Annotated in this window: 31 protein-coding genes; 12 read left to right on the forward strand and 19 right to left on the reverse strand. The window is 65.3% G+C overall.

The window, feature by feature from the left end:
- Window positions 1-18: 18 nt before the first annotated feature.
- Window positions 19-384 (forward strand): DUF7344 domain-containing protein, encoded by a 366-nt coding sequence (locus CV102_RS07935; RefSeq protein WP_148857360.1) that lies wholly within the window; start codon window positions 19-21, stop codon window positions 382-384.
- 340 nt (window positions 385-724) lie between these two features.
- Here the strand turns inward: CV102_RS07935 and CV102_RS07940 are convergent, their stop codons facing one another.
- Both CV102_RS07940 and CV102_RS07945 read right to left on the reverse strand, forming a co-directional pair.
- Entirely contained in the window at window positions 725-1,843 is a 1,119-nt protein-coding gene (locus CV102_RS07940; protein WP_148857361.1) for an RNA ligase, read from the reverse strand.
- Between the two features lie 57 nt (window positions 1,844-1,900).
- Entirely contained in the window at window positions 1,901-2,221 is a 321-nt protein-coding gene (locus CV102_RS07945) for a hypothetical protein (protein ID WP_148857362.1), read from the reverse strand.
- Between the two features lie 126 nt (window positions 2,222-2,347).
- Between CV102_RS07945 and CV102_RS07950 the strand changes: the two genes are divergently transcribed.
- The 3 genes from CV102_RS07950 (at window position 2,348) to CV102_RS07960 (ending at window position 4,752) form a co-directional block, all read left to right on the forward strand.
- Window positions 2,348-2,788 (forward strand): hypothetical protein, encoded by a 441-nt coding sequence (locus CV102_RS07950; RefSeq protein ID WP_148857363.1) that lies wholly within the window; start codon window positions 2,348-2,350, stop codon window positions 2,786-2,788.
- 72 nt (window positions 2,789-2,860) lie between these two features.
- Entirely contained in the window at window positions 2,861-3,535 is a 675-nt protein-coding gene (locus tag CV102_RS07955; RefSeq protein WP_148857364.1) for an RNA ligase partner protein, read from the forward strand.
- A 197-nt stretch (window positions 3,536-3,732) separates the two neighbouring features.
- Window positions 3,733-4,752, forward strand: coding sequence for a Bug family tripartite tricarboxylate transporter substrate binding protein (locus tag CV102_RS07960; protein ID WP_148857365.1), 1,020 nt, complete (start codon window positions 3,733-3,735; stop codon window positions 4,750-4,752).
- 797 nt (window positions 4,753-5,549) lie between these two features.
- On the opposite strand, the gene CV102_RS07965 is transcribed toward CV102_RS07960, so the two are convergent.
- The 3 genes from CV102_RS07965 to CV102_RS07975 all read right to left on the reverse strand — a co-directional run bounded on the left by CV102_RS07965 (window position 5,550) and on the right by CV102_RS07975 (window position 8,045).
- Window positions 5,550-5,816, reverse strand: a complete 267-nt coding sequence (locus CV102_RS07965; RefSeq protein WP_148857366.1) for an elongation factor 1-beta — start codon at window positions 5,814-5,816, stop codon at window positions 5,550-5,552.
- Between the two features lie 12 nt (window positions 5,817-5,828).
- Complete coding sequence (locus CV102_RS07970; RefSeq protein WP_148857367.1) at window positions 5,829-6,008, reverse strand: HVO_2753 family zinc finger protein; 180 nt, start codon at window positions 6,006-6,008, stop codon at window positions 5,829-5,831.
- A 189-nt stretch (window positions 6,009-6,197) separates the two neighbouring features.
- Window positions 6,198-8,045 carry a cation:proton antiporter domain-containing protein gene (locus CV102_RS07975; protein WP_148857368.1) on the reverse strand — a complete coding sequence of 616 codons (1,848 nt, stop codon included), beginning with the start codon at window positions 8,043-8,045 and terminating at the stop codon, window positions 6,198-6,200.
- A 102-nt stretch (window positions 8,046-8,147) separates the two neighbouring features.
- On the opposite strand from CV102_RS07975, the gene nreA reads away from it, so the two are divergent.
- From nreA to CV102_RS07990, 3 genes are read left to right on the forward strand one after another with little or no spacing between them, the layout of a single operon-like run.
- A complete protein-coding gene (gene nreA / locus CV102_RS07980; protein ID WP_148857369.1) occupies window positions 8,148-9,449 on the forward strand; it encodes a DNA repair protein NreA in 1,302 nt (433 codons plus the stop codon).
- Between the two features lie 59 nt (window positions 9,450-9,508).
- The gene (locus CV102_RS07985) at window positions 9,509-9,757 is read left to right on the forward strand and encodes a preprotein translocase subunit TatA (protein ID WP_148857370.1); all 249 of its coding nucleotides are present in this window, start codon (window positions 9,509-9,511) and stop codon (window positions 9,755-9,757) included.
- Window positions 9,758-9,809: 52 nt separating this feature from the next.
- On the forward strand, window positions 9,810-10,028 hold the full coding sequence (locus CV102_RS07990; RefSeq protein WP_148857371.1) for a hypothetical protein: 219 nt from the start codon (window positions 9,810-9,812) through the stop codon (window positions 10,026-10,028).
- Between the two features lie 117 nt (window positions 10,029-10,145).
- Here the strand turns inward: CV102_RS07990 and CV102_RS07995 are convergent, their stop codons facing one another.
- The 6 genes from CV102_RS07995 to CV102_RS08020 all read right to left on the reverse strand — a co-directional run bounded on the left by CV102_RS07995 (window position 10,146) and on the right by CV102_RS08020 (window position 13,616).
- Window positions 10,146-10,433, reverse strand: coding sequence for a hypothetical protein (locus CV102_RS07995; RefSeq protein WP_148857372.1), 288 nt, complete (start codon window positions 10,431-10,433; stop codon window positions 10,146-10,148).
- Window positions 10,423-11,505, reverse strand: coding sequence for an AI-2E family transporter (locus CV102_RS08000; protein ID WP_148857373.1), 1,083 nt, complete (start codon window positions 11,503-11,505; stop codon window positions 10,423-10,425). Before CV102_RS08000 ends, CV102_RS07995 begins: the two co-directional genes overlap by 11 nt.
- 134 nt (window positions 11,506-11,639) lie before the next feature.
- Complete coding sequence (locus CV102_RS08005; protein ID WP_148857374.1) at window positions 11,640-11,939, reverse strand: hypothetical protein; 300 nt, start codon at window positions 11,937-11,939, stop codon at window positions 11,640-11,642.
- A 168-nt stretch (window positions 11,940-12,107) separates the two neighbouring features.
- Window positions 12,108-12,572, reverse strand: a complete 465-nt coding sequence (locus CV102_RS08010; RefSeq protein WP_148857375.1) for a DUF302 domain-containing protein — start codon at window positions 12,570-12,572, stop codon at window positions 12,108-12,110.
- 48 nt (window positions 12,573-12,620) lie between these two features.
- A complete protein-coding gene (locus tag CV102_RS08015) occupies window positions 12,621-13,322 on the reverse strand; it encodes a CPBP family glutamic-type intramembrane protease (RefSeq protein WP_148857376.1) in 702 nt (233 codons plus the stop codon).
- Window positions 13,323-13,328: 6 nt separating this feature from the next.
- On the reverse strand, window positions 13,329-13,616 hold the full coding sequence (locus CV102_RS08020) for a DUF5789 family protein (RefSeq protein WP_148857377.1): 288 nt from the start codon (window positions 13,614-13,616) through the stop codon (window positions 13,329-13,331).
- Between the two features lie 124 nt (window positions 13,617-13,740).
- Between CV102_RS08020 and CV102_RS08025 the strand changes: the two genes are divergently transcribed.
- Window positions 13,741-14,694 (forward strand): DUF7139 domain-containing protein, encoded by a 954-nt coding sequence (locus tag CV102_RS08025; protein ID WP_148857378.1) that lies wholly within the window; start codon window positions 13,741-13,743, stop codon window positions 14,692-14,694.
- A gap of 26 nt (window positions 14,695-14,720) precedes the next feature.
- On the opposite strand, the gene CV102_RS08030 is transcribed toward CV102_RS08025, so the two are convergent.
- Together CV102_RS08030 and CV102_RS08035 are read right to left on the reverse strand one after the other, a co-directional pair.
- Window positions 14,721-15,206 (reverse strand): metal-dependent hydrolase, encoded by a 486-nt coding sequence (locus tag CV102_RS08030; RefSeq protein ID WP_148857379.1) that lies wholly within the window; start codon window positions 15,204-15,206, stop codon window positions 14,721-14,723.
- Between the two features lie 101 nt (window positions 15,207-15,307).
- The gene (locus CV102_RS08035; protein WP_148857380.1) at window positions 15,308-15,829 is read right to left on the reverse strand and encodes a CinA family protein; all 522 of its coding nucleotides are present in this window, start codon (window positions 15,827-15,829) and stop codon (window positions 15,308-15,310) included.
- A 143-nt stretch (window positions 15,830-15,972) separates the two neighbouring features.
- Between CV102_RS08035 and CV102_RS08040 the strand changes: the two genes are divergently transcribed.
- Window positions 15,973-17,079, forward strand: coding sequence for a pyridoxal phosphate-dependent aminotransferase (locus tag CV102_RS08040; RefSeq protein ID WP_148857381.1), 1,107 nt, complete (start codon window positions 15,973-15,975; stop codon window positions 17,077-17,079).
- Window positions 17,080-17,173: 94 nt separating this feature from the next.
- Here the strand turns inward: CV102_RS08040 and CV102_RS08045 are convergent, their stop codons facing one another.
- Complete coding sequence (locus CV102_RS08045) at window positions 17,174-17,428, reverse strand: hypothetical protein (RefSeq protein ID WP_148857382.1); 255 nt, start codon at window positions 17,426-17,428, stop codon at window positions 17,174-17,176.
- A gap of 265 nt (window positions 17,429-17,693) precedes the next feature.
- Between CV102_RS08045 and CV102_RS08050 the strand changes: the two genes are divergently transcribed.
- Window positions 17,694-18,836 carry an ArsA family ATPase gene (locus tag CV102_RS08050; protein ID WP_148857383.1) on the forward strand — a complete coding sequence of 381 codons (1,143 nt, stop codon included), beginning with the start codon at window positions 17,694-17,696 and terminating at the stop codon, window positions 18,834-18,836.
- A 21-nt stretch (window positions 18,837-18,857) separates the two neighbouring features.
- On the opposite strand, the gene CV102_RS08055 is transcribed toward CV102_RS08050, so the two are convergent.
- The 3 genes from CV102_RS08055 to CV102_RS08065 all read right to left on the reverse strand — a co-directional run bounded on the left by CV102_RS08055 (window position 18,858) and on the right by CV102_RS08065 (window position 21,010).
- Complete coding sequence (locus CV102_RS08055) at window positions 18,858-19,310, reverse strand: universal stress protein (RefSeq protein ID WP_148857384.1); 453 nt, start codon at window positions 19,308-19,310, stop codon at window positions 18,858-18,860.
- 54 nt (window positions 19,311-19,364) lie between these two features.
- On the reverse strand, window positions 19,365-20,561 hold the full coding sequence (locus tag CV102_RS08060) for an MFS transporter (protein WP_148857385.1): 1,197 nt from the start codon (window positions 20,559-20,561) through the stop codon (window positions 19,365-19,367).
- 74 nt (window positions 20,562-20,635) lie between these two features.
- Complete coding sequence (locus tag CV102_RS08065; RefSeq protein WP_148857386.1) at window positions 20,636-21,010, reverse strand: tautomerase family protein; 375 nt, start codon at window positions 21,008-21,010, stop codon at window positions 20,636-20,638.
- Window positions 21,011-21,174: 164 nt separating this feature from the next.
- Between CV102_RS08065 and CV102_RS08070 the strand changes: the two genes are divergently transcribed.
- The gene (locus CV102_RS08070; protein ID WP_148857547.1) at window positions 21,175-22,956 is read left to right on the forward strand and encodes an SLC13 family permease; all 1,782 of its coding nucleotides are present in this window, start codon (window positions 21,175-21,177) and stop codon (window positions 22,954-22,956) included.
- A 256-nt stretch (window positions 22,957-23,212) separates the two neighbouring features.
- On the forward strand, window positions 23,213-23,443 hold the full coding sequence (locus CV102_RS08075) for a MarR family transcriptional regulator (protein WP_148857387.1): 231 nt from the start codon (window positions 23,213-23,215) through the stop codon (window positions 23,441-23,443).
- A 181-nt stretch (window positions 23,444-23,624) separates the two neighbouring features.
- Here the strand turns inward: CV102_RS08075 and CV102_RS08080 are convergent, their stop codons facing one another.
- On the reverse strand, window positions 23,625-25,010 hold the full coding sequence (locus tag CV102_RS08080) for a glycerate kinase type-2 family protein (RefSeq protein ID WP_148857388.1): 1,386 nt from the start codon (window positions 25,008-25,010) through the stop codon (window positions 23,625-23,627).
- 21 nt (window positions 25,011-25,031) lie between these two features.
- Window positions 25,032-25,970, reverse strand: a complete 939-nt coding sequence (locus tag CV102_RS08085) for an SDR family oxidoreductase (protein WP_148857389.1) — start codon at window positions 25,968-25,970, stop codon at window positions 25,032-25,034.
- Window positions 25,971-26,008 lie beyond the last annotated feature (38 nt).

Below are 26,008 nucleotides of genomic sequence, written 5' to 3' on the forward strand. Positions count from 1 at the left end.
GGGATGCTTTCTAGCGTAATGAACGAGCAAACCACGACGACGCCGACTCTCGATTCACTCTCCAGCGACATCGCTTACGACGTCCTCAGTAACCATCGCCGTCGGACGCTCCTCGCTCTGTTGACCGCGCACGACCGAACGCTGACGGTAAACGATCTGACGAAAGAAATCGCCGTCCAGGAATCTGACGAGCAGATAACGAATATTTCGGGCGACGAACTGGTCCAGGTCGCGATTTCACTCCGCCACAACCACCTCCCGAAACTCGTCGATATGGGCTTCATCGACTACGACGAACGCCGATCGCTCGTCGGTCCGACGGAGAAACTCGCATCCCTGGAACCACACCTCCAGTCAGTCAGTCCGACCGACGTTCCGACGTAGTCTCGAACGGCGGCTGATAGGGTCGGTTGGAACTGTTTACCGGTCGTCCGCCAGAGCGGGGTACCGAACGATCGGAAATGACTTCCAACCGATCCTACGAACCACGGCTGCGGTGTCCTGTGTCCGATCGCTGCACGCAGTGTCCGTAAACGTTCCCAGTCCCGACGTTCGTCCCTCGTCGATCGCCGATCGGTAGTATCTCTCAGCCGCCTGTTATCCCGGTAGACGGCCTCACACGACACGGCTCGCTCAGGCTGCTCCGAATCGGTCGTGAGTTCGACGGCGTCGGAGCCGAACGGACTCGAGTCGCGTCTCGGCGTTCTCGTCACACCCGGTCCGCTCACTCCGTGACGATCTGGCCCTCGAGGTAGTTCCGGATCTTGTCGTTGCTCGACTGGACCTTCTTGCAGAAGGTGACCACCCGGTCGCCGTCCTCGCGTCTGTCCTCCTCGATCTCGAGTTGCAGTCCCTGATCGCGGAGGTGTTCGAGCAGGACGTTGACGGTCTCCGAACTGGCACGAACGGTGTGGCGTTCGCCGACGCTGTCGCCGTCCTCGACGGTCTCGATCGCGTCCCGCATCGACAGCAGGATCGCCTCGCCCAGTTCGTGCGCTCGCTCGCGAGCGGCGTCGTCGTTCTCGTCCCACTCGATCGTCTGGAACCCCTCCCTGAGCAGCCGCCGGAACATGAACTCCTGACCGTAGTCGAACGGCAGCGAGAACGCGTAGGCGAGGTCGCCCCGGCTCGAGGCCGAGGTCGTGTACTTGAGCTGTGTCGACCCGTCTGGAGATTGCATCACCACGCCCTCGCGACCTTCGTCGTCGAGTTCCTCGATAATCGGCCGGACTTCGCTCGCCGCCCCGTCGACGTCGTAGGTGCCGAACAGCTGCGTCTGTGGGACGTCGAAGCGCTCGTATCGCTCCCGGCGCTCCTCGACGTCGAGCGGCTCGCCCGACGTCCGATTCCGCCAGTCGAACGCGCGGAAGACGAGCGACTCGACGCCCGGATAGTCGTGTGCCGTGTAGGGGTTCTCCGGCCCGATCATCTCGCCACAGACCATCGCCTCCGGGTGCTCGTCGAACAGGGGCTCGAGGTCGACCAGCCGCTCGATCATCCGGGTTGTGAACGGACAGACCATCCCGCTTCGCGTGAACGCAAGCTGGTCGCCGTCGACGCGAGCGATGCGGACGTTGTAGCCGTTGAGCTTCTCTTCGACGGCGACCCGGTCGTCGAACTGCTCGGGGATCCCGGTCTCGAGCACGAGCGCCCGCGGAATCTTCGGGAACCCGCGGACGACCTCGCCTTCCATCAGGACGGTTCCGCGCTCGACGCCCCGACGATAGTCCGGGACGTGGCGGTACTCCCGACCTTCGTAGGTGCGGTGCTCGAGGTGGTCTTCGAGGGCGTCGAACGCCGACTCTCCGATCCCGAGCTGCTTGTGGTACTCGGTATCGTTCATCACGGTAGGGCTACCACGACGAGCAGTATAATCACCGGGCGCTCGAGCGGGAAACGGCTACAGTGTCGCGTCGCAGTGCGTACACGTCGTTCGTCCCGGATCGTTCGGCGCGCCGCACGCGTCGCAGTTCACCGGTTCGGCATCGGAATCGTGCACCGCGTCCGATCTGATCGACGCCCCGCACTCGGGACAGGAGTCGGTCTCGTCGCCCTCGTCGAGGCTGTCTCGAGTACGGCCGCGGTACCCCTGTGCGAGACCGATCACGAGCAGCGTTCCGAAGAACAGCAAGCCGAGGGGGCCCAGCGCGGCGAACGTCAGGAACAGGAGATAGAGGACGGTGAGGAGTCCGATCGCCTGCAGTCCGGCTCGAACGGTCATGCCTCGGACCAGTTAGACGACCCACATAAGCTTTTTCGAGAAACCGACGATCGGAACGCGAAGTCGAACCGCGAGCGCGGCCGCTGAAGCGGAATTCTCATCGGCGTCCAGCGAGTACTCGAGCGCATGCGAATCGAACTCCGCGTCTGCCAGCACTGTCTCGAGGGCGACCACGGTAACGAGCGGCGGACGCAGGTCATCAACGATATGGTCAACTGCGCCGAGCGGATCAAAGAGCACAAGGAGATTATCGACCTCGACGAGGTCGTCATCCGACGCGTCACGGAGAACGACCCGGGAAAGCCCGAGGCACTGCCCGTCGTCTCGGCGACGATCCAGGACGACCAGATCGTTCTCAACGACCTGCAACTCGTGACGGAGGGGCCGGACGGGAACATGCTCATCTACGTCGAACCGCAGGACGTTCTGACGGTGCTGGCGGGCAACGTCGACGAGATCAGCAAGGCCGTCCACGAGGACGTCACGGTCGACCTCTCGGCGACGGGCGCACAGATGATCTCCGACGCCGACCTCGGCGCTCGAGGACCGAACACGGACGAGCACTAACGCTTCGTCCTCGAACTCCACAGTCGGTTCCACGAACCCACTTATTTGCTCCTGGCCGTCCTACGTCCGGCCATGTCCATCGAGGCGTTCAAACAGCGGTTCGTCCTCGACACGTCACTGTTCATCACCGAGGAGATCCGTCACGACGACGAGTCGCTCGAGGAGGCCGTGCTCAGGCTGCTCGAGTTGATCGCGAACGCCCGTCTCAACCTCGGGATCTCCTGTTACGTCCCGCCAACGATCCACGACGAGCTCACCACGATGCTCGAGCACCGCGACGTCGACGACGAGGTGTTCTCGAAGCTCAACACCTGGGTCATCCGCAAACACCCGGACCGGTACGAGGTGTCGATCCCCGCGAACGTCGTCTACAGCTTCGTCGACGAGATGAGCAACCGGGTCGACCGCGGCCTTCGTGTCTCCGAGAAAGCGGTGCGACGGGCCGAAGAGCGAGACGACGAAACGCTCGAGGATCACGATCACAAGACCGAGGTCGACGCGGTGATCTCGGAACTCCGCGACAAGTACCGCGGCGCGATGCGCACCGGCGTCCTCGACTCCCGGGAGGACTTCGACCTCCTGATCCTCGCCCGCGAACTCGATGCCGGGGTCGTCACCGAGGACCGCGGGATCATCGACTGGACCGAGGACTTCGGCCTGCGGTACATCCGGGGCCGTGAGTTTCCGGATCTACTCGAGCAGTATCTCACCGCCGTCGATCCCGAGTCGAAGCGAACGATCGACTGACGCGACGGATTGGCAGACCGGGATGGCCGCGGCGGCTCCTCGAGAGTGAAACACAACCGTGAAACCGTCTACCTTGGCCGTCTTTGACAAACACTTGTCTACTAACGAGCCATTTTAGTTACCGTTCGTGTACGAAATAGCTGTAACTCTTGCAGGTGCGGTCATGCTTATCACCTGTTCAGCGGGTATGGCCACTCGTGAACCGACGAGATATTCTGAACGGTATCGGTGCAACGTCTGCGGTCTCGATTGCTGGTCTCGCGGGCTGTCTCGACGGCGGCGATACCGGCGACGACGAGTACCCCTCGGACGCGCTCACGTGGATGGTTCCCTGGTCCGAGGGTGGCGGGACGGACACGTACGCTCGTCAGCTCGATCCGCTGATGGCGGAGGAACTCGGCGAGTCGGTGGCGATCGACAACAGAGCGGGTGCTGCGAGCCTCCTCGGAATCGAGTGGCTTCACAACCAGGAGGGCGACGGCTACACGTTCGGGACGGCCAACACCCCGAGCTGGCAGTTCGCCTGGCGAATGAATCAGGACGACGCCGGTGGCTGGGAGCCGACGGATTTCGAGCCGATCGCGTACTTCGGCATCTTCGGCTACACGATCATCGTCAACGACGACCACGGCATCGAGGATTACGCCGATCTGCAGGACGCCTACGCCGGTGGCGACCTCGAGAACTTCGCCGTCCAGGGTGTCGGCCACGACAGCCACGTCGCCGCCTACCTGCTGCGCGACGACTACGACCTCGAGTGGGACAACGTCGTCCCCTACGACGGCGGCGGCGAGGTCAACGAGGCCGTCATCTCCGGTGAGGCTCCAGCCGGTATCGCGACGAACACGTCCGCGATCACGGCCGAGGAGTCCGGGAACGTCAGCACGGTCGTGAATCTGATGGACACCGAGATCGACGCCTTCCCGGAGATCGACCAGATCACGGACTACGGCGACAGCATGTCCTACCTGACCGAGTTCCGCCTGACCCAGATCGCTCCGCCGGACACCCCCGAAGACGTCCGAGAGGACCTCGAGGCGGCGACCGAACACGCCGCGACCCACGACGACGTCCAGGACTGGGCGGAAGAGACCGGCAACATCGTCGAGTTCGGCGACATGGAGGACGCCGCCGACGACCTCGAGGGTGCCGTCGAGCAACTCGAGGAGAACATCGACTTCGAGGAGTTCCAGCAGCGGATCCAGGACGACGAGTAGCGCGGGGTATCCCCACTCCGAGTCGTCGCCGGACGACGACTCCCTCGAGTCGTTCTCTCGAGATATCTGTACCGAACCGATAGCATCCGCTCGACGAATTCGAACGCTACGACGAGAGACTAGCAGTAGATAGTAGCACGGTTTCGCTATTCAGCGTTGGTCGTGAAATTCGTGTTCAGTACAGGTGGACTATGTAACACTTCGGTTCAGCGAACGCTTCTGCGGTGGCGCGCGCTGTCGACCGACCGAGCGAAAGCGAGGACGGTCGACGATGTTGCGCGAGGGATGAGCGAGCCCTTGGCGAGCGAATCGGCTGGGGAGGGCGTGGCGATCCCGTGTGTTCGTGCGAGCAGAACCTGTCCCAGTCGGTATTACCGTGAAAGCCCCTGGTCCGCTCGACTCCCAGGCCTCGCTGCGCGCTTCCTTCACTCCGTTCAGTCCAGTGCTTACGTCGGCCGGGTTCGTCGAGCAACGGGAGAGCTTCGCTCTCCGAGCATCGCGGACGCTTCGCGTCCGCTCAACGCGCCAGCCCCTTTCAGTCCCACCCAGGGGTGGGTGGTCGGTACTACAGACTCGACGCTGAACGTCTTCTTTACGTAACGATTCGACCGACGCAGATTCAGAACCAAGACTGAACAACGAAACCGTATTACCAACTACTGCTAACCACCGATCCACTACCCAACGAGCCGATTTCGGCGCGGGCGCAGTGCCGCGCTCGCCCGAAGAGCTGTTGGCCGCTCGAGAGAGCCGTCGCTCGGCTCGGTTTCGAACGACTGACCGAAAAAACGGTCGCGTTAGATGCGGCCGACGTTCTCGACGCCGACGCTTTCGACGCCATCGACGTCCGTGAAGCTCTCCTCGACGGCTTCCGTGCCGCCCGATCCGTCGGGGACGATCACGGTTGGGTAGAGGGCGATGAGTCCGAACGCGACGTCCTCGCGTTCGACGCCGTTAATCTTCGCGCCTTCGGGGAGACTGCTCTCGAGTCGCTCCTGGAGCGCGTCCAGGTCGATCTCGGGGCTGTCCGGCATGACCTTGATTTTGGCAGCTACTTTTCCCATATCGATCGTCCCTCAGGGTCCGGTGAATCCGCAGTCGGGGCACTCGTAGAGGTTGCTCTGCTTGCGGCACTTGGCGCAGCGGAAGACGCGCGTTCCGCAGTCGGGACACTTGAACGCGGCGGCGTTCGTGCCGGCGATGTTGATCCCACAGGAAACGCAGGAGCGTCTGTCCTGCTCGTCCGTCGTACTCATACACCTCCCTTTTTGCCCGGCGCTTTTAACCGTTGTCTTTCGATACTCGAGGGGCGTTTCGCCGGCGCCCTCGGTCGTTCATACTGTCGGACAGCAGTCAGTGAGACGTCGGTCGCGAAATTCCGGCCGTCATCGACGGTGATCGCCGAGTTCGAGCGACCGATCTTCGAATAGTTCTGTCCGACGGTATCAGTCGTGGGGGTGGAACCGGCGGACGGCCGTCCCGACCGCGTCTTCGCGACCGAGGAAGGTTACCTTGTCTCCCTCCTCGAGCACGGTGTCGGCACCGGGAACGTAGGTCTCTCCGTCGCGGGCGATGACCGCGACGATGACGCCGTCCGGGATTTCGGCGTCCAGTTCGGCGATCGTCGAGCCACCTAGGTCCGATGCGGTGACGGTGATCTCCTGGGCGTCGTGGCCCTCCCCGAGTTCGGTCATCCAGTGGGCGAGTGCGGGCCGTTCGATCTCGTTGTCCAGCGACCACGCCGTCGCACTCGCGACGTCGATCGCGCGGACGCCGAGGGTCTCGAAGGCGTCGACGTTACCGGGTTCGTTCACCCGAGCGACGACCGTCTCGACGTCGAAGGTCGTCCGGGCGAGCTGGGAGACCAGCAGGTTAGCGTCGTCGTCGGCGGTCGTCGCGACGACGATCTGTGCCCGCTCGACGCTGGCTTCGCGCAACGTCTCGGGGGACGTTCCGTCCCCGTGGACGGCGGTGTAGCCGTCCCGCCGGAGCGCCTCGACCACGTCCTCGTCCTCGTCGACGAGGACGACGTTTTCGCCGCGTTTCTCCAGTCGTCTGGCGAGCGCTCGGCCGACCCGACCGCCGCCGATGATGATCGCTGGCATTGGAATCACTTCGAAGTACTCCGCGATCTGGCGGGCGAACCCCGCCTGGATCACGACCGTGAGGAAGATGACGAGAAAGACGGTCCCGGCGAGGGTCTGGGCGGCCTCGAACTGGCCCGCAGCCTCGAGTTCGATCGCGAACAGCGTCGCGACCGACGCCGGGATGATGCCGCGAGGGCCGACGAACGAAAGGAACTGCCGTTCCTCGCGACTGAACTGCCGATCGGTCGCCGACAGCGCGACCAGGACAGGACGCACGAACAGGGTGACGGCGACGACGACCGCGATACCGCCCAGTCCGAGGCCGAGCAGCGAGCCGAAGTCGATCAGCGCTGCGAGCGAGATGAAGACGAACGAGAGCACGACCAGCGTGAGGTCGCGGTTGAACTCGAGAATCTCCTCCCGGTGTGGGAGATCGAGATTCCCGAGGACGAGTCCGGTCGTTGCGGCCGCCGCGACGCCGGTCTCGGGAAACACCGATTCGGCGAGACCGAACGAGACGAGCGCGCCGGTGAGCGAAACGAGTCGTGCAATCTGCGGGGCGTCGCCCGCGGGCGCTTTCACCTCGACGAGCAGGTACCAGACGGCGACCGCGACGACGACGCCGATCCCGATCCCGGCGGTCAGCCGCTGGAGGAACCCGACCGGGATCCGACTCGGCGCGCCGCCGACGACGAACGCCTCGAAGATGACGATCGCGAGAACGGCCGCGGTAACGTCGTTGATGATTCCCTCGGCCTCGAGTGCGGTCTCGACGTGGTCTCGGACCGTGATGACCTCGAGGATCGGCGTGACCACTGTCGGACCCGTCGCGATCAACAGCGCGCCGATCAGGGCGGCGACGTCCCAGTCGGTGCCGAGAAAGAACCGGACCGCGACCGTCGTCCCGACGAAGGCGATCGCCGCGCCGATCGTCGTCAGTCGGCGGACCGCCTGTGGCGCCCGCTCCAGTTTCTCCCGCCGGAGATGGAAGGCGCCGTCGAAGATGATGATCGCGACGCTCAACCCGACGACGGTCGAGAGGCCGCCGCCGAACGTCTCTATCGTGACGAACCCCAGCCCTTCCGGCCCGACGATGACGCCGATGACGATCAGAAAGAGGACGCTCGGTACCCGAAGGCGCTTTGCGAGCACCTGGGCGCCGATCCCGAGCGCGAGAATACCGATGACGACGGGAAGAACCTCCACAGTACGATCACTTAGAGGGGTGTACTAAATAACACTCTCCCTACTCGTCACGATTCCCCTCGAATGCAACATTCAAACCCGATCGCTCCCTACTCTCGGTGAATGCGCCTCGACGACTATATCGAGAGCCTCGAACCCGACGAGGAGGCCGAGCGGCGGCGCCTCGCGAAGGAGAAGTCCTACGCGATCACGGACCACCTCGAGAACTTCGAGCGGAACTTCGAGCAGGCGCTGTCGGGCGACACGCTCGTGGGTTCGACGGCGCCATCGATCTTCGTCGGGAGATCGAACTACCCCGACATCCCGATCGGGGTGCTCTCGCCGGTCGGCGACGAGGACGACGCCGAGGAGTACGTCACCGACGGCAACTGGTACCAGCAGGGGTACGCGATCGACGACGTGCTCCAGCGACGGACCGGCCTGCTGAACTCGAACAAGCGCGCGAACGTCGACTCGCCGAGCATCGCGAGCCGGCTGGCACCGAACGTCCACGACAGCTGGGACGGGTTCGTCGGCGTGCAACGCGAGGTCGCCATCGCCGACCGGCCCGTCGACTTAGAGATCGGGCTCGACGACAAACCCGATCTCGGGCTGGACCCGGGAACGGACGTCGCCACCCCTCGAGGACCGCGGGCGAACGCCCGGAACGCCGAGCTGCGAGAGAACCCGTACGTTCCCAAACCGGTAAAGAAGACCTTAGAGGACGACGACTGGCAGGCCCAGGGGGCGATGACCTACCTCTACCGGCGCGGCTTCGACGTCTACGACATCAACTCGATCCTCTCGGCGGGCGCGCTCGGTGAGAGCGACCAGCGACGGCTCGTTCCGACTCGCTGGTCGATCACGGCCGTCGACGACACCGTCGGCCAGTTCCTTCGCGGGCGCATCCGGAACGAACCCAGCATCGACGAGGTGCAGGTCTGGGCCAACGAGTACATGGGCAACCGCTACTGGGTGATCCTCGCGCCCGGCAACTGGGAGTTCGAACTCGTCGAGATGAAGGCGCCGGGCAGCATCTGGAACCCCAACCCGGACGACGACATCTGGCTCCAGAGCGCGAGCGAGGGGTACGAAGGCCGATCGAGCTACGTCGAGGAAACGGCGGGCGCGTACTACGCTGCCCGACTCGGTGCGCTCGAGCACCTCGAGTCGATCGGCCGCCAGGCAAAGTGTCTCGTCCTCCGGGAGGTCAGCGACGACTACTGGGCGCCGGTCGGCGTCTGGCAGGTCCGCGAGAGCGTGCGCAACGCGTTCGAAGGAGAGTTCGGCGAGGCCGAGACGTTCCACGAGGCCGTCGCGAACGTCGCGACGCAGTTGCCGGTCTCCTACGCGCGCCTCCAGCGGAAGTCCGAACTCGCGGCGGGCCTGCAGTCGAACCTGAGCGCCTTCTCGAGATCCCAGTAGCTCACCGGGCCGGGCGGCGTATACTGAACGCTTTTAGGTACCTACGTTGATATATCGGCATGGTTTCGCTGTTCGTCCCGGGTGTCCCAGGCGGCCCAGAACTCCTGATAATCCTGTTTATACTGTTCTTTTTCGTCGCCCCGATCGTCGTCATCGCGATCGTCGTGTTGTTTCTCCGTGACAGTGACACCAGCACCGGACCCGGTTCTGCGAGCGACGCCGACGCCGCCCTCGAGCGGCGAGTATCGGCTCTCGAGGAGCGCGTCGAGCGACTCGAGTCCGACGACGGCGAGCCCGACCGGCGATAATCTCGACGTCGAACCCCTGGTCTCTAAGCCCGCCGAACGCGTTCGTAGAGATATGTGGCTTGCGCTCGTCGGTCCTAACCTGCTCACGATTCTGGCGATGCTCGTTCTCCTGATCGGAGTGCCCGTCTTCGTCGTCGTCGTGCTCGCGGTCGTCTCGGGATACATTCGGTACGATGCGGAGCAACGCCTAGCGGCACTCGAGGAGGATGCGGACGAGGAGTCTGCGGGCGGAGCGGAGACGGCGGGAGAGCCGACCGACGAAGACCGGTAACCGAAACGGAGGACGGTCTCTTCGAGAAGACCGGCGTGCTGTCGACCGACCAGCACACGGCTCGCGGACCGACACCCGCTCGAGCGAGCAGCGACCTTCTCAGTACGAAAGCGAGCGCTAGATCCGCTCGTCGAGTTCCCAGCGGATGCAGAAAGCGTACCAGAGCGCGCCGAATCCCGCGAGCGCGATCCCGCCGCCGATCACGAGCGGTTGCATCTGGGTCATGACGCCAAGCGTGGCGAGGACGCCGACGACCGGCACGGCCGGAGAGGCCGCGTCGGGGATTCGAAAGTCCGGGTCGTACTCGAGCGAGTCGTCGCGTCGACACTGGACGACCGCGACGTCGACGAGCGCGTACGCGAGCAGGAAGTCAAAACGGCGCGCGGCGGGCCGTTCAGTCGTCACCCGGTCGCGGTTCCGGTTCCGACGCGTGCGGTTGGACGCGCTCGAGTTGCACGTCGCCGGCGGCCAGCGCCGTCTCGTTGAGGACGTTCAGTCCGGCTTTGAACACCGCCAGCAGCACTGGGCCGAGGAACAGGCCCATGATGCCGAGCAGGTAGATGCCGCCGATGACGCCGACCAGGACGACCGCCGGATGTAGCCCCGAGTTCCGATCGACGAAGATCGCCCGCAGGTAGTTGTCGACGACCGAGAGCACGGCGAGTCCGTACAGGAGCAACGCGACCGCGGCGAGCGGATCGGCGGTCATCGCGAGGTAGCCGACCGCCGGTCCCCAGACGAGCCAGATGCCGATCGCCGGCAGGAACGAGACGACGATCATGATCACGGTCCAGAACGCGACGTTCGGGACGCCGAGCAGGTAGAACCCGAGCCCCCCGAGCACCCCTTCGACGACGGCGACGAGCACGTGGCTCTTGATCACCGCCCAGGTGACGACCTCGACCTCGTCGAACAGTTCGTCGCGGATGCCGTCCTCGAGCGGGGCGACGTCCGCCAGCCAGTCGACGAACATCCGGCCGTCGACCAGCAGGTAGTACAGGACGAAGACGAGCACCAGCAGCCCCAGACTCATCCGGATGCTGGCGTTCAACAGGCCGATCAGTTCGGCGAGCGCAATGTCGACGGCGTTTCCGAGGAACGCCTCGAGTTCGGAGACGAGTTGCGCTTCGGTGGTCGCCACCACCTCGGGATCGGCGCCGAGTTCGAGGGCGAGCTCCCGTCCGCCCTCGATGACGGCCATCTCGTCGAACCCGTCCAGGAACGAGAACACCGTCTGCATGACGACGATCGAGAGGTAGAGAATCGGTACGACTGCGGCGAGGATCGCGACCCCCGTCAGGACGAGTGCCGACGGCTGCGCCCCGATCCGCGACTCGAGTCGCTCGTGGGCTGGATAGAGCACGAACGCGAGGAGGCCGGCAGCCAGCACGTACTGCAACAGCGGCGCGAGAATGAGGGTCGAAATCGCCGCGAGAACGACGAGCAGGAGGGCGAAGAACGCGGTTCGAACGTCCATGGCTGAATTTGCCACGGACGGTACGTAAGTGTTGACATTCAATTATTCTAACCATATGGCCGGTGAGGGGCCTCGGTACACGGACGGACCCGTGTAGCGCCCCCACAGACGGATGGCACCATAACTGAACGAAATCACTGTTTCCGTTCGTCGAAGTGCGTTTCACAGAGGACTTCGAAGACCGTTCCGTCGGATTTGGCGTCTCCGGAGGGTGTTTTCTTCAGAATCGTGATCCCGTACGCCGCCGTTTCCTCGCAGTCGAGACACGCGGCACGGTCCCCGGCGGTACCCTTGGTTTTGCTGCCCTCGGCCCGGATCTCGGCACAGTCGCGACAGAGCCACCAGTTGTTCTCCGGCTCGGACAACTCGAAGATCCGATGCGCCATCTTGTGCTGTGTGAATCGGACCGCGGCGTCACAGAAGACGCAGTCCATAGCTGTCTTCTCCCAGCACCGGCCGGATAACGGCTTCCCTCGAATACTAATGGCTATCGGGGTGCGTGAGATTCACGACGAACTGAATCCGGAGTCCGTTTCGACCGGCGTGCAGGACGCCGTGACGCGATCAGAACGGAACGGTCGGGAGGGTCCCTCGAGTCCGCGTCAGTCGGTCGTCTCTTTGTCGACCGAGTCGAACTTCTCGAACGCTTCCTCGGTGAGGTCGCCGGTGGTGTCGACGATCTCGGCCCACGTCTCGTTGTCAGGGGCGAGATCGAGCAGGCGAGCGATCTTCATGATCGAGAGGTGGTACACACGCTGCTGGCCCGGTTCTTCCTCCCAGACGATCATGTTGCAGGGGAAGAGCCCACCGATCCGCATCGTCTCGTCGAGCGCCTGGTCCGCGATGGCGGGGTTGCAGGCGCCGAGCACGTAGTAGGGGTCGCGGTCGGCGTCGACCTTCTCGTTCAGCAGCTCCGAGGGGGAGAACTCGACCGGGATGCCGAAGCCGACGTCCTCGCAGACCTCGCGGACGTGTTCGATAGCCTCCTCGTGTTCCATCTCGAGGACCGCCTGTTTCTCGCCGACATCGTCCGGATCGATTTCGGCTGGGTCGATTGGCAGACTCATATCTGGTACATCGAACGGGAACCACTAAAGCCCCACCGCCCTGGGGAGTCAGATCGGGACCGGGAGCCACTCGAAGTACCGCAGGAAGGGGACAGGATCGAACAGCGGATCGTGCAACACGAGCCAGTCCAGGAGGACGAGTCCGGCCCCGTGGGCGATCACCGACGGGAGGATGGAGTCGGATTTGTAGTCGACGGCGCCGAAGAGAACGTCGGTCGGCCCCGACAGCAGGAACTCGAGCGGCGGCTTCGAGGCGTGGTGGATCATGTAGACGACGGGGCTGATCAACACCGCCTTGAAGCCAATCTCCTTGACGCCCACACAGAGCAGGCCGCGATAGTAGGTTTCGGCAGCCAGCGCCAGCGTGAAGAGTTTGAGGGCGTGGGGGACGAACTCGCCGGGCGCGGCCGAGGTCTCCCACATCGGGTAGAACGCGCGGATGGTCGGGAGCGTCGATCCGACCATGTAGAAGGGGAGGACGAACAGCGAGAGCAACACCGCGTTCCGGACCGCAGTTCGGTTGATATTCCAGCCGATGTGGTTCCCGTGGGTGAGGCCGAGCGCCAGCGGGCCGCCGATCAACAGGACCGCGTCGACGACGGCCCGACGCCCGAGGTCACCCGGGACGAGTTGCATCCACAGCAGCGTCAGGACGCCGCCGGTCAGTAGCGACTTCTGGAACCAGGTGAGTCGATCGAACTGGCCGGAGAGCCAACCGACGCCGCTCCGCTCTTCCTCCTCCGTTGACACGGGTAGTTACTCGTCCGCAGTCGGGACCGGTCCGGTGCCGATGACCTCACGGACCTCGCTCTCGAACTCCTGGTGGCGCTGGAAGTACGTCTCGTCGACCGCCTCGAGGACGGCCGAGAGCTCTCGCGGGCCGTCAGGGGTGCGGATAACGCTCTCTCCCTCGAGACGATCGATCTCGCTCTTCTCTTTCGGCCAGGTGAGTCGCGAACTCACGCGGGCGAGCGGCGCTCCCTCGACAGGTGTTCGTTCACCGAGCGAGACCGCAGGTTCCGAATCCTCGTCCTCGTCGCTCATGACCGAAGATTTTCGACCCTGTCGATTCAACCTTTCGCTTCACCGGATGTCCGCGTCGCTTCCTCTCTGGGATTTGAAACATGTCTGACACACCGTTTTGTGCCGGGCGCTCGAACCCACCCGCATGACGAGTCTGACGGAGGCCTACCAGGGGAACACACGGGAAGTGACGAGCCTCCGGCGGCTGTACGCGGGGACGTCGCTCGTTCTCCTCGGTGCGATGCTCTCGGTGCTCGCCGTCCTCGTACCGACCACCGACCTCTTCGCGGGCTACGTCGCCGGGGCTACCGCGTGGGAGATGCCCGACCACTACGCGACGGTTCGCGTCGCCGGCGCGCTCGCCGGCGTCGGCGTTCCGGCAGCGCTCGTCGGCGTCTTCATCGTGTTACCGGCGAGCCGACGGGTGCGCGCGGCCGGTGCCATCAGTGCGAGTCTCTGTCTGCTCGGTGTCGTCCTCTTCTGGGAAGCGTATCCCCACCACTGGCGGGGGTACGGTGCCGATCTGACGCTCGAGGTCTCGGCGATCTACCTCTTCGGGCTGTTCATCGCCATCTGGTGTCTGTTCGCCGCGGTCGTCAACTTCAAAACGCGAAACGATCCCGGCGGGATGCTCGAGATGAACGTCACGCGACACAACCAGACCGTCGTCGAAGTCGACGACTCGTCGAACGCCGGCAGCCTCGGCGGCGTCGGTCTCCTCGGCGAGACGCCCGACGGCGACGTGGAGACGCAGACGAACGCCGGCGGCGACGGTCGATCCAGTTCGTCGACCCGCGCGGGGCAGTCGCGGAGTCAGCGGCGATCGAACTCCGCCCGCCGGACGGGGGCGGCGACGAGCGACGGCGGTTCGAGGGGCGCAGAGATCTCCTCACCGCTCGAGGCGGATGCGGGCGACGGCTCCGACGCGGAGATCGTCGACTCACCCACCGAACCGCCGACGCCGACCGACCGTTATTGCGGCAACTGCAGCCACTTCGAGTACGTCCGCTCGTCGGGAATGGTTCCCTACTGTGCTCGCCACGACGAGACGATGGAGAACATGGATGCCTGTGAGGAGTGGACGCCGAACCGTCGGTAGCTCTCGGTTTCGAATTCGGACGCGGATCAGATCCCGATCGCTTGCCGCCCCATCTCGAGGCCGTACTGCGGTAGCTCGTAGATGATCGCCGCGGCGAGCACCAGCTCGACGACGGTCACCAGGACGGTCACGAGATCCGCCCGCTTGCTGCTCACCGTGACCCCGAAGGGGAGCCCGAACTCCTTCTTCCAGACGGGATAGAACAGCGCGATGCCGCGCTTGCTCCCCGCGACGTCGAGCGCGTAGTGGGTCAGGATACCGATCCAGACGTACTCGAGGTTCCCGAAGAGCGCCGGAAAGGCGAAAAAGCCGACCAGAATCGGAAGGTTGTGCAGCGTCTTCCGATGCTTGCCGAAGGCCGTATCGACGTCCGGGAAGAGGGCACCGAGCGTGACGGGAATGCCGATCGCGATGATTGTCTCGAACGTCCCCAGATCACCCGCTGGCTCGAGCAGGTAGCCGAGCCCGATACTCAGCAGGATCGCGTTGAGCACGTGGCCTCGTTTGTTCATGCTAGTCGTGACTCGACGGGGCGCCCTCGAATACCTTTCTCTCCGAGACGGTCAGGGTATCGAACCAATCGGCGCGAGGAAGAGTCGGTCGCGGCGGGTGTTCAGTTCCGCGGCGTCTCGTCGGTGGCAGCGAGCAGGTCCTCGAGCGCCCGGTCGACGGTCTTCGCGCGGACGGTGGCGCGGTCGCCCTCGAACTCGTAGCGGGAGACCGTCGTGAACGAGGACTGTGAGCCCCACGGGCCGGCGTAGGCGACGGCGATATAGACCGTTCCGACGGGTTTGCCATCGGTCCCGCCGGTGGGGCCGGCGACACCGGTCGTGGCGACGCCCCACGTGGCATCCGCGACGTCGCGAACCCCCTGGGCCATCTCGCGAGCGACCGGCTCGGAGACGGCGCCGTGCTCGTCGAGCGCCTCGCGGCTGACGCCGAGGTGGCGACGCTTGGCGCCGTAGGAGTAGGTCGTCAGCCCCGAATCGAAGTAGTCACTCGCTCCTGGAACGGCGGTGACGGCGGCGCCGACCAGCCCGCCGGTGCAGGACTCGGCGACGGCGAGCGTCTCCTCTTCGTCGCGGAGGGCGTCGGCCACCTGCATCGGGAGCTCCCGTTCGATCTCGTCGTTCATACTCGACTCGAGGGGATGAACGCGTTTCAAAGACTGGTTTTGTCGGTGCGGACGCGGCCGGTCCGCGAACCGACTCGAGCGCCTCGAGAGAGTTCCGAGGTCGAACGGAAAGAACGACGGTCGGGGCGTCCCCAGTATCCGACATGGAGTACGAGACGCCGCTGTTCTTCCACGTGATGCAGTACGCGGCCCAGGCGGACCGCGACGTCGTCGATATGGTGAGCGGGAACCCCGACTGGGAGCCGCCCGAGGCGCTCCGGGAGGGGTTACACGAGTACGCCGACCTCGAGCCCGACCAGTTCCAGTACCCGCCCAGCGAGGGGTTGCTCGAGCTTCGGGAGGAGATCGCCGCGCGCCGGGGGGTCGACATCGAGCAGGTGGTCGTCACCAACGGCGCCGGTGAGGCGAACTACCTGGCGATGGCCCGCGCGCTCGAGCGCGACCGCGGCGACGAGATCTTGCTCACGGATCCCGTGTATCCGTACTACCCAGGCAAGACGACGATGCTCGGCGGGACCCAGTCGTTCGTCGCGGCCGACGAGGAGGGCCAGCTCGACCCGGCCGACGTCCGCGCGGCCGCGAGCGAGGAGACGGCGGCGATCGTCGCCAACTCGCCGAACAACCCGACGGGGGCGGTCTACCCCGAGGAGACGGTCCGGGAACTCGTCGCCATCGCGGAAGAGTACGACGCGATTCTGGTCAGCGACGAGGTGTACGACCACTTCGACCTCTCGGGCGAGTTCGCCAGCGCGCTCGCGTTCGACTCCGACCACCGGATCGTCACCAACGCCTTCTCGAAGTCGATGGCGATCACCGGCTTCCGCGTGGGCTACGCGATCTTCCCGCCGGAGCTCGTCGCGAACGCGAAGAGCCGCCACATGCTCGTCAACGTCGCCGGCAGCCGGCCGTCCCAGTACGCGGTCCTCCGAGCGCTGCGCGAGACCGGTCCCGACTACTACGAGCGCAACCGCGAACTGCTCGCTGAGCGCGTCGAGACGTTCACCGACGCGCTCGAGGCCGCGGGCGCCGAGTACACCACGCCGCAGGGGTCGTTCTACGTGATGGCCCGCTTCGAGGGGTATCCGGGCTCGCTCGAGAACGCCGAGCGGCTGATCGACGAGGCCGGTGTCGCCGGTATGCCAGGCGAGGCGTTCGGCGACTCGCGAAGCGACTGGCTCCGGTTCGCGCTCGTCACGCCTCGCGTCTCGGAGGCTGCCGATCGGCTCGCTGCGTACTTCGACGATTCGTAGCGACTGCGAGGTCGAACACGACGAGAAGTGACGGACGAACGTGATGAAAAGCGACGGACGAACGTGACGAAGTACGGAAGGCCGAGATCAGCGGTTAGCGAAGGGACCCGTTCCAGGAACAGTTCGTGCAGGCGAACAGCCCGGCGCCGTTGATCGTCTCTGCATCACACGCGGGGCAGTCCGTCGATCCGGCGGCACCAACCGCGTCGCTCGCGTTCCGCGGTCGAAGAACGCCGCGAGAGTGTGCCGTCGGGAGCGGTAGTCCGGTGTCTTCGGCCCCGTAGGGGAACTGCGTGGTGTCTGTCGTCGACGATTCCGCGGATCGTGGCTTTGCGAGTTGTGCTGTCATGAGTACGGGTTCGAAGCGCCAGCACCTGCTTCGACGTAGCCGGATCGATGCGACTCTCGTAATTAAATTCGACGTCTAATATGGGTATACAGGTAAGGATATTCTACAGACCTAGTTTGCATATAACTGTGGTAATATACTGTGGAAAAGGCGGAGTCCGGAACTGGATCTCGAGGGTGCACGGAGATGGACTACTCGAGACCGGGAGGGGGACTGACTACTCGAGACCGACGACTACTCGTGTGCGCGGCGGAAACCGGCGCGCATGAGCGGAATCGACGTCGAGCCGGTCGACGAAACGGCCGAGGAGGATGCGACTACGACGGACGACGAGTCCCACACGATCGAGGTCACGCCGACGGACTCGGTCTCGGACGAGCGGCGAGAGACCGTCGAGGTCGCCCCCTCCGACGAGGATATCGACGGCCCCGACTACGTGCTCTACGGCGGGAAGGGTGGCGTCGGGAAGACCACGATGGCGGCGGCGACCGCACTCGACAGCGCTCGCGGAGGCGTCTCGACGCTCGTTGTCTCGACGGACCCCGCCCACTCGCTTTCGGATACGTTCGAGACCGACGTTCCGTCCGAACCCGGCAGGATTCGGGAGGACATCCCGCTGTACGCCGCTGAGATCGACCCCGAGGCCGCCGTCGAGGAGGGACAGGCCGCCTTCGGAGGGCAGGGCGGCGGCATGTTCGGCGGGCTCGACGAGATGGTCGGCGAGGAGTCACCGATGGACTCGCTGTTCGGCGGCCCGATGCCGGGCTCCGACGAGGCCGCCGCGATGCAACTCCTGCTCGAGTACATGGACGACGACCGGTTCGAGCGCGTCGTCGTCGACACGGCGCCGACGGGGCACACCCTCCGGCTGCTCCAGTTACCCGAGATCATGGACACCATGATGGGCCGGATCATGCAGTTCCGCCAGCGGATCGGCGGCATGATCGGCGGCATCAAGGGGATGTTCGGCGACCAGGAGATGCCCGACGAGGAAGCCGACCTCGAGGATCTCGAGGTACTTCGCGAGCGAATCGAACGGCTTCGGGCCGCGCTGCGCGATCCGACCCGGACGGACTTCCGGATCGTCCTCGTGCCGGAAGAGATGAGCGTGCTCGAGTCGAAGCGGCTTCGCGAACAGCTCCAGGAGTTCGACATTCCCGTCGGCACCGTCGTCGTTAACCGCGTCATGGAGCCACTCTCGGACGTCACCGACGACGTCGAGGGCGAGTTCCTCCAGCCGAATCTCGACGACTGCGAGTTCTGCCAGCGCCGCTGGGACGTCCAGCAGTCGGCGCTCGCGGAAGCCCAGGAGCTGTTCCGGGGTACCGACGTCCGCCGGGTACCGCTGTTCGCCGAGGAGGTCCAGGGAGAAGGGATGCTCGAGGTCGTCGCGGCCTGTCTGCGGTAACGCCGGCCGCGGCGGTCGTAATCAGTTTGGCGGGACGACCGTCACCGGTCGGTCGCTGTCGAGGATCACTGCCTGCGCGACGCTCCCGAACAGCACCTTTCCGACGGGAGATTTCTTCTGGATGCCGATCACGATTGCGTCGCTGCCTCGTTCCTCTGCGGCGGCGAGGATCGTCTCCGCCGGCTCACCGATCGATTCGTGCACTTCGTACTCGAGGTCGCTCGACTCGAGGAGGTCCGTAACGGCCTCGACCGACGCCGGCACCTCCGCGTGCCGACGGACGTTTTCGTCCATCTGCTCGGTGTATTCGTCAGAGAAGCCGCCCGCCGCCCACTCGGCGTCGGGTCCCGACATTCCCTCGTGAACGTGGAGGACGTCGATCAAGACGTCGTCGGTCGGCAATTCGAGGATCGCCTCGGCTTGGGCGCGACCCCGGGCGTCGTTCTCGTCGACCGGCAGCAGAACGCGATACATACACGGGAGTTGTGGTTTGGAAGACAAAGGAATTCCCGTCCGCTTTCGGGTCGATCAGCTATCCATCGCGGAGTCGTCGACCGGCGGCTCCGTGCGAACGACGAACAGGAGCAGGCCGGCGGCGACGACGCAGCCGGCACCCAGAAGCCACCACGAGGCGCGGTAGCCGACGCCGTCCGCGAGGTAGCCGAAGGCGGGCGGGGCGACGATCGAGCCGGCGACGAGCGAGAGCTGGCCGCCGGCGGTCGCGCCGCCCATCTCCTCGGTCCCGACCAGCGTCGCCATACAGGAGTAGTAGACGCCGGTGTTCCCGAGGACGAAAAAACCGAGTGCAGCGAAGGCGACGACGGCTCCAACCGGCGTCGACACAGCGGCGACGACGGCGAACAGTGCGGCTCCGGCGACCGCCTGGACGATCAGGATCGCGCCGATCCGGAACTGCGGATCGCCCGGGAGCACGTCGCTCAGCCAGCCCGTGGTAATTCGACCGATGCTGCCGAATAGCTGGACGACCGCGAGCACGACGCCGCCGAAGGCGACCGACGCACCGACTTCCTCCGCGACGAAGAGGACGGTGTAGCCGGTCGTCGTGAACAGTGCCGCGCCGAGGAAGAATCCTGCCGCGACCAGTCGACGGTACGGACGATTGTGCGACAGTGCGCGGAAGTCGGGATACTCCGCCGTCCCGCCGTCGTGGCTTCCGGTGTAGGAGAGCGCGAAGACCGCCGCGACGACGAACCCGACGGCGGCGGCGATCAGGAAGCCGGCCTGCCAGAAGAACACGCCGGCGAGCCCCGTCACGAGCAGGGCGCTGATGCCGCTGCCGGCGGTGACGCCGACCTGTTTGATACCCATCGCGAGGTTCTGCCGACCGGCGGCGATGTTGTCGTAGACCGCTTTGTTCGTCCCCGGAATCGCCGTGGCGTACAGCGAACCGAGGAAGAACGCGGCGGCGAGCAGGAGTGCGGTGGTCGGCGCGCCAGCGACCAGGGCCGCGCCGGTCGCGAGGCCGACGAGACCGAGCGAGAGGGTCCGATACTCGCCGAATCGGTCGATCAGTGCGCCAACCGGCAGGAGAAAGACTGCGTACCCCAGCGTGAGCGCGGTCACGACGAACCCGACCTGAAACCGAGAGAGACCGAACTCCGCACGGAAAAACGGCGTCGCCGCGAAGACGGTGTAGTAGCAGATGCTCGCAGCGACCTGCCACAGTGTCACGAGCGAGACCGTTCGCCAGTACGACCGATCCATCGAACGACGTGTCCTTTCCGGAGGACGCGCTTTACGGTGGCGGAACCGGAAGCGGGCGCGGCGAACCGAAGCGACTACTCCTCGGACCACTCGCCGCCGACGCGGTCGACACCCATCATCGCCTGTCCCGGGTGTTCGGTGAACACGACTTTCATGTTCTCGTCGGGAATCTCGAGCGTCTCACCCGCGTACTCCATGGTGGCGAGTGCGAACGCTCGCTTCTGTTCGACGGAGCGTCCACGGCGGATTTCGGCGTCGAGAAACAGGAGCGGCCCCTCGACCGCACGGCCGAGGTGGAGCGCCGACTCCTCGTGTTCGCGGATCGTCACCGCGACGTGGCCCGCGGTCGTCTCCATCTCGCTCGTGTAGCGTTCCGTCACTCGATCGGCGAGAGTCGTTCGTTCTTCGGGGGTCAGCGTGCAGGTCGTATCGAACTGCAACAGCGGCATAGCCCAGCTTCACTCGGCACGGGTATGGGCGTTCCGACGCAGGATTTCCCTCGAGCGCTGGCGGGTTTCGGATCGAACCGCTGTGAGGAGTTTCACCACCATTGACATCCTCACACAGCCGAATCTTGACGTTTTTTATGCTTCCATTCGAAACGCTCGCAACGATGCTGTCTCCTTCGCTCGGAAAGTATCAATCGATCATCCAGAGCGTCTGGACGTATCTGTGGATTCTCAACGAACAGACGAAGGCGTATCTCACGCTCGACGGCCGAGCGATAGCCAAGGACCTGGACACGCTCTCAGAGGAGGAGCGTCAGGTCGCGCGAACGGCGTTTACCGACGGTGGCCGCGAACCGAACGACGATCCCGGGAACGGCGGCAACGGCTCCGGGGACGACGACCAGTCCCCGTTCGACGTCGGCGGCAGTTACAAACTCCGGCAGAAGATCGGGTTCGTCCTCGGTCCGCTCCTGTTCGCGGTGCTTTTCCTCTCGCCGACACCGGAGGGGCTCACGCCGGAAGGACAGGCCGTCGCCGCCGTCACGGCGTGGGTCGCGGTCTGGTGGATGTCCGAGGCGATCCCGATTCCGGCGACGTCGTTGCTGCCGATCGTGCTGTTTCCGCTGACCGGTGCGCTCCCTGCGGCGGAGACGACGCCGTCCTACGCCAATCCGCTGATCTTCCTCTTCATGGGCGGGTTCTTCCTCGCGATGGCGATGCAGCGGTGGGGGCTCCACCGGCGTATCGCCCTCCGGACGATCAAGGCCGTCGGCACCGAGCCCTCGAGGCTCATTCTCGGGTTCATGCTCGCGACGGCGTTTCTCTCGATGTGGGTCTCGAACAGCGCGACCGTGATGATGATGGTCCCGATCGCGCTGGCGGTCATCTACCAGACCGCAGACCTGGTCGAGGAGACGGGTCTCGACATCGACACCAGCGAAGGGAACTTCTCGTTCGGCGTCGCGCTGATGCTCTGTATCGCCTACGGGGCGTCCGTCGGTGGCGTCGCGACCCTCATCGGCACCCCGCCGAACATCCTCTTTGCGGGCCAGGCGGGCGAACTGTTCGGAACGACGATCGGCTTCGCCGAGTGGATGCTGTACGGCGTCCCGATCTCGATCGTCGGACTCACGACGGTCTACCTCTACGTCACGCGCGTCGCGATCTCGCCGCAGTTCGATCAGCTGCCGATCGGCGCCGACACGATCGATCGCGAACTCGAGCAGCTCGGTTCGATGAGCAGCCAGGAACGGATGGTGCTCGTCGTCTTCGTCGGGATGGCGGCCGCGTGGATCGGTGCGAGTTTAGTCGATCAAGCCGGGATCGTCCCCGTTCCGGAGGACGTCGACACGATCGTCGCCATCGGCGGCGCACTGGTCCTGTTCACGCTGCCGACGAAGACCGAGGACGGCGACCACACGTTCCTGCTCGACTGGACCAGCGGCGTCGAGATCCCGTGGGGGGTCATCCTCCTGTTCGGCGGCGGGCTCGCCATCGCCGCCGGCTTCGGCGACACCGGACTCGCGGAGTGGATCGGCGTCCAGCTCGCGGGACTCGAGGGCGTCTCCATGGTCCTCATCCTGCTGGCGGTGGTCGGCATGACCGTCTTCCTGACGGAAGTCACCTCGAACACGGCGACGACCGCGATGCTCATGCCGGTCCTCGCCGGCGTCGCGGTCGGAATCGGCGTCCACCCCTACGGCCTGATGATCGCGGGCGCGACCGCCGCCTCGTTCGCGTTCATGCTCCCGGTCGCAACGCCGCCGAACGCTATCGTCTTCGGCAGCGGCTACATCACGCTGCCCCAGATGGCCCGCGTCGGCGTCGGGCTCAACGTCCTCGGGATCGTTCTGATCACGCTGGTCGCGCTCCTGTGGTTGCCACTGGCCTGGGGAATCGACCTCGGGACGCTGCCGACCGACTTCGCGGAGGCGTTCAACGGGTAGCCTGGGTGGGGCTATCTCGGCCGACTACCCGATCACTTCGTTCCGTACTGGCGCAACGCGACGACCAAGCTGCGCACTCGTCGCGTCGCTCGCCAGCGGCTCCCGAGAGCATGGTCCACTGCGCCGGTCGAAACCTGCCGATCGACGGCGGTAAAGAACTGATAACTCCCGGGGAGAGTCGCGACACGCCTATTCTCGGAAAGTGGGAACCGGGCGACGGTTGATGTTCCAGTTCGACAATACCAAAATACTCTCAATGCCGACAGATGGACCGGTTCCCAATCGGGGCGAACGCGTAATTCTTCAGACACTCGAGGAGTCCGGTCCGATCACGGTTCCGGAGTTAGCAGACTCTCTTGCCAGCCATCCGGCGACGATCGAACGCCGCTGCCGCAAGCTACAGCGGGTAGGGTACGTTCGCCAGTGTACCGGTGGAAAGTTTGCCGTCGACGAGAGCCGCTGGAACGCTCGAGCGGCCGGCGACTGACACCACCGCGACCACCGCGGCTACCGACCGTTCGAGACCGCAGAATCGTCCGCTCTCACTCCGCTGCTTCCTCGCGTCTCTCCAACCCCTGGCTGCTACGCTCTTCGACTGCTGATCGCCGACTGCCGACTGTCGATCGCCCTGCATCTTCGCACCGACGCGAGAGCACCGAACGGGCCGTTTACGCTCGTGACGTCTCGCTCGCAACGACGAGCACGCGGAGGTCGTTTACGTTCGTTCCCGTATACCCAGTCTCGAGCAGCGCCCCCTGTTTCTCGAGCAGTCCGTAGACGTCGTTTTCGGCGAGTGCTCGCCTCGCCATCGCCTCGTCGCCGACGCCGATCGTCTCGCCGTCGACCATCGCACCCGCGGCGTCCGTCGGGCCGTCGATCCCGTCGGTGTCGACGCTCGCGAGGACGGCCCCGGTCTCACTCGCGGCGAACTCGAGGCCGGCCGCGAGCGCGAGTTCCTGGTTCGGGCCGCCGATCCCGCCGTCGCCCTGGCTGTCGTCGGTCCCGTCGACGGTAACGGTCACCTCGCCGCCGGAGAGGACGACCGCTGGCGGTTCGATCGGATCGCCATCGGCCTCGATCTCCGCTCCAATCGCTGCGTGAACCCGGCCGACTTCCCGGGCTTCGCCGGTGAGGCGACTCGAGAGCACGAGCGACTCGTAGCCGCGCTCGCGGGCGACCTCGCGGGCGGCCTCGATCGCCGTCCGGCCGTTTGCGAGCGCGTGCCAGTCGGCGTTGGCGACGGCCAGCTCGCTCTCGTCGGGCGTCTCCTCGACCTCACCACTCGTTCCGCCCTCGAGGTGCTCGCGGACTTCCGCGGGAACCTCGTCCCGGATTCCGTAGCGCTCGAGCACGGCCACGGCGTCGTCGAACGTGCTCGGGTCGGCGACCGTCGGCCCGCTGCCGATCACCGAGGGATCGTCGCCGACGACGTCGCTAACGGCGAGCGTGAGGACGGTCGCGGGGGCCGCTCGACGGGCGAGTCGGCCGCCCTTGATCGCCGAGCAGTGTTTCCGGACGGCGTTGATCTCGTGGATCGAGGCACCGGACTCGAGCAGCGCGTCGGTCGTCTGCCGGAGCGCCGAAAGCGAGAGGCCGTTGGCGGGCGCACAGAGTAACGCGCTCGCGCCGCCGGTGATCGCCGCGAGCACGAGCGTTCGCTCGCCGGCCGCGTCGGCCTGCTCGAGGAGTTCCTGCGTCGCCTCGACGTTCCGCTGCGAGGGGCTCGGATGGTCGCCCTCGCGGACGGTAACCGGCCCGATCGCCTCCTGGTCGGGTGCGGTCGTGACGACGACCCCGCCGTCGATCCGGGACTCGAGCAGGTCGACGAGCGCCGCGGCGACGCCGCCGGTCGCCTTCCCACCGCCGAGAACGAGGATCTCGTCGAATCGCTCGAGATCGTACTCGCTGTCCTGGACGCGGAGTGTCTCGCCCTCGAGCGCCATCGTCGAGTCGACGACGGTCTCGGGGAGCGCGGCAGTGATGCCGGCCTCGAGACAGGCGAGGGCGGTCTCGTGGGCTGACGTCTTTGCGTGTCGTTCGCGGGAGTGGAACATGTGTGTGGACGATCGGTGCGCTCAGACGAGCCTTCGAACGATCCCGTAGACGGCGTCCTGAAGCCGGTCCGGGAGGAACCGAGCGTAGACGCCGACCTGGCCGAGCGGGCCGACCGGGTACCTGGCCGGCGGCTCAGACCGGATGGCGGATTCGACGATCGCCGTCGCGACCTCCGCCGGCGTGGAGGCGAACGGACCGCCCTGCCCGCCCCCGATCAGTTGCGCTTCGTCGTAGAGTTCGTACAGCGACTCGTAGGCCGGCGTGCGCTGGTCCTCGGGGAGTTCCTCGTCGACGCGGTTCGTGAACTCCGTCTCGACCGGGCCGGGTTCGATCAGCACGACGTCGATACCGAACTCCTCGACCTCGGCCCGAAGGGAGTCGCTCATCGCCTCGAGGGCGTACTTCGATCCCGAGTAGGCGCCAGAACCCGGGAACGAGACCCGGCCGGCGACGCTCGAGACGTTGATGATCCGGCCGGCGCCCTGGGCGCGCATGTGCGGCAGCGCGGCGCGGGTGAGCCGATGGGGCCCGTAGACGTTGACGTCGAACTGCCGGTGGAGGTCGACCGTCGAGACGTCCTCGAGCGGCCCCATCTGGGCGTAGCCGGCGTTGTTGACGAGACAGTCGATCGCGCCGCCGATATCGACGGTGCGTTCGACGACCTCCGCGACCTGATCGGGGTCGGTGACGTCGAGTTCGAGGGTCGTACAGCCCGCCTCCTCGAGGTCCGCGATGTCGTCGACGTTCCGGGCGGTCGCGATCACCTGCCAGTCCCTCTGGAGAAAGGCTCGAGCGGTCGCCTGTCCGATCCCCGACGAGCAGCCGGTGATTAACACGCACTGCTTGCGCGTGTAGCGATCCTCGTCGCTCGTGCTCGTCTCCGTTTTCCGACCGGAGTCATCTGCTGCGGCGGCTTCGTCGTCCCCCGCCTCATCGTCGGCTTCCTCAGCGATGGCCATGCGTGACCGTTTCGAGAGACGATACCTAAGTATCGACG

Origin of the sequence: Natronococcus pandeyae (assembly GCF_008122205.1) — an archaeon.
Classification (GTDB): Archaea; Halobacteriota; Halobacteria; order Halobacteriales; family Natrialbaceae; genus Natronococcus; species Natronococcus pandeyae.

Excerpts from the sequence above, each read along its gene's own strand:
- CV102_RS07935 (WP_148857360.1), top strand. The coding sequence starts at position 19 with ATGAACGAGCAAACCACGACGACGCCGACTCTCGATTCACTCTCCAGC.
- CV102_RS07940 (WP_148857361.1), bottom strand. The coding sequence starts at position 1,843 with ATGAACGATACCGAGTACCACAAGCAGCTCGGGATCGGAGAGTCGGCG.
- CV102_RS07945 (WP_148857362.1), bottom strand. The coding sequence starts at position 2,221 with ATGACCGTTCGAGCCGGACTGCAGGCGATCGGACTCCTCACCGTCCTC.
- CV102_RS07950 (WP_148857363.1), top strand. The coding sequence starts at position 2,348 with ATGCGAATCGAACTCCGCGTCTGCCAGCACTGTCTCGAGGGCGACCAC.
- CV102_RS07955 (WP_148857364.1), top strand. The coding sequence starts at position 2,861 with ATGTCCATCGAGGCGTTCAAACAGCGGTTCGTCCTCGACACGTCACTG.
- CV102_RS07965 (WP_148857366.1), bottom strand. The coding sequence starts at position 5,816 with ATGGGAAAAGTAGCTGCCAAAATCAAGGTCATGCCGGACAGCCCCGAG.
- CV102_RS07970 (WP_148857367.1), bottom strand. The coding sequence starts at position 6,008 with ATGAGTACGACGGACGAGCAGGACAGACGCTCCTGCGTTTCCTGTGGG.
- nreA (WP_148857369.1), top strand. The coding sequence starts at position 8,148 with ATGCGCCTCGACGACTATATCGAGAGCCTCGAACCCGACGAGGAGGCC.
- CV102_RS07985 (WP_148857370.1), top strand. The coding sequence starts at position 9,509 with ATGGTTTCGCTGTTCGTCCCGGGTGTCCCAGGCGGCCCAGAACTCCTG.
- CV102_RS07990 (WP_148857371.1), top strand. The coding sequence starts at position 9,810 with ATGTGGCTTGCGCTCGTCGGTCCTAACCTGCTCACGATTCTGGCGATG.
- CV102_RS08000 (WP_148857373.1), bottom strand. The coding sequence starts at position 11,505 with ATGGACGTTCGAACCGCGTTCTTCGCCCTCCTGCTCGTCGTTCTCGCG.
- CV102_RS08005 (WP_148857374.1), bottom strand. The coding sequence starts at position 11,939 with ATGGACTGCGTCTTCTGTGACGCCGCGGTCCGATTCACACAGCACAAG.
- CV102_RS08010 (WP_148857375.1), bottom strand. The coding sequence starts at position 12,572 with ATGAGTCTGCCAATCGACCCAGCCGAAATCGATCCGGACGATGTCGGC.
- CV102_RS08020 (WP_148857377.1), bottom strand. The coding sequence starts at position 13,616 with ATGAGCGACGAGGACGAGGATTCGGAACCTGCGGTCTCGCTCGGTGAA.
- CV102_RS08025 (WP_148857378.1), top strand. The coding sequence starts at position 13,741 with ATGACGAGTCTGACGGAGGCCTACCAGGGGAACACACGGGAAGTGACG.
- CV102_RS08030 (WP_148857379.1), bottom strand. The coding sequence starts at position 15,206 with ATGAACAAACGAGGCCACGTGCTCAACGCGATCCTGCTGAGTATCGGG.
- CV102_RS08035 (WP_148857380.1), bottom strand. The coding sequence starts at position 15,829 with ATGAACGACGAGATCGAACGGGAGCTCCCGATGCAGGTGGCCGACGCC.
- CV102_RS08040 (WP_148857381.1), top strand. The coding sequence starts at position 15,973 with ATGGAGTACGAGACGCCGCTGTTCTTCCACGTGATGCAGTACGCGGCC.
- CV102_RS08045 (WP_148857382.1), bottom strand. The coding sequence starts at position 17,428 with ATGACAGCACAACTCGCAAAGCCACGATCCGCGGAATCGTCGACGACA.
- CV102_RS08050 (WP_148857383.1), top strand. The coding sequence starts at position 17,694 with ATGAGCGGAATCGACGTCGAGCCGGTCGACGAAACGGCCGAGGAGGAT.
- CV102_RS08055 (WP_148857384.1), bottom strand. The coding sequence starts at position 19,310 with ATGTATCGCGTTCTGCTGCCGGTCGACGAGAACGACGCCCGGGGTCGC.
- CV102_RS08060 (WP_148857385.1), bottom strand. The coding sequence starts at position 20,561 with ATGGATCGGTCGTACTGGCGAACGGTCTCGCTCGTGACACTGTGGCAG.
- CV102_RS08065 (WP_148857386.1), bottom strand. The coding sequence starts at position 21,010 with ATGCCGCTGTTGCAGTTCGATACGACCTGCACGCTGACCCCCGAAGAA.
- CV102_RS08070 (WP_148857547.1), top strand. The coding sequence starts at position 21,175 with ATGCTGTCTCCTTCGCTCGGAAAGTATCAATCGATCATCCAGAGCGTC.
- CV102_RS08075 (WP_148857387.1), top strand. The coding sequence starts at position 23,213 with ATGCCGACAGATGGACCGGTTCCCAATCGGGGCGAACGCGTAATTCTT.
- CV102_RS08080 (WP_148857388.1), bottom strand. The coding sequence starts at position 25,010 with ATGTTCCACTCCCGCGAACGACACGCAAAGACGTCAGCCCACGAGACC.
- CV102_RS08085 (WP_148857389.1), bottom strand. The coding sequence starts at position 25,970 with ATGGCCATCGCTGAGGAAGCCGACGATGAGGCGGGGGACGACGAAGCC.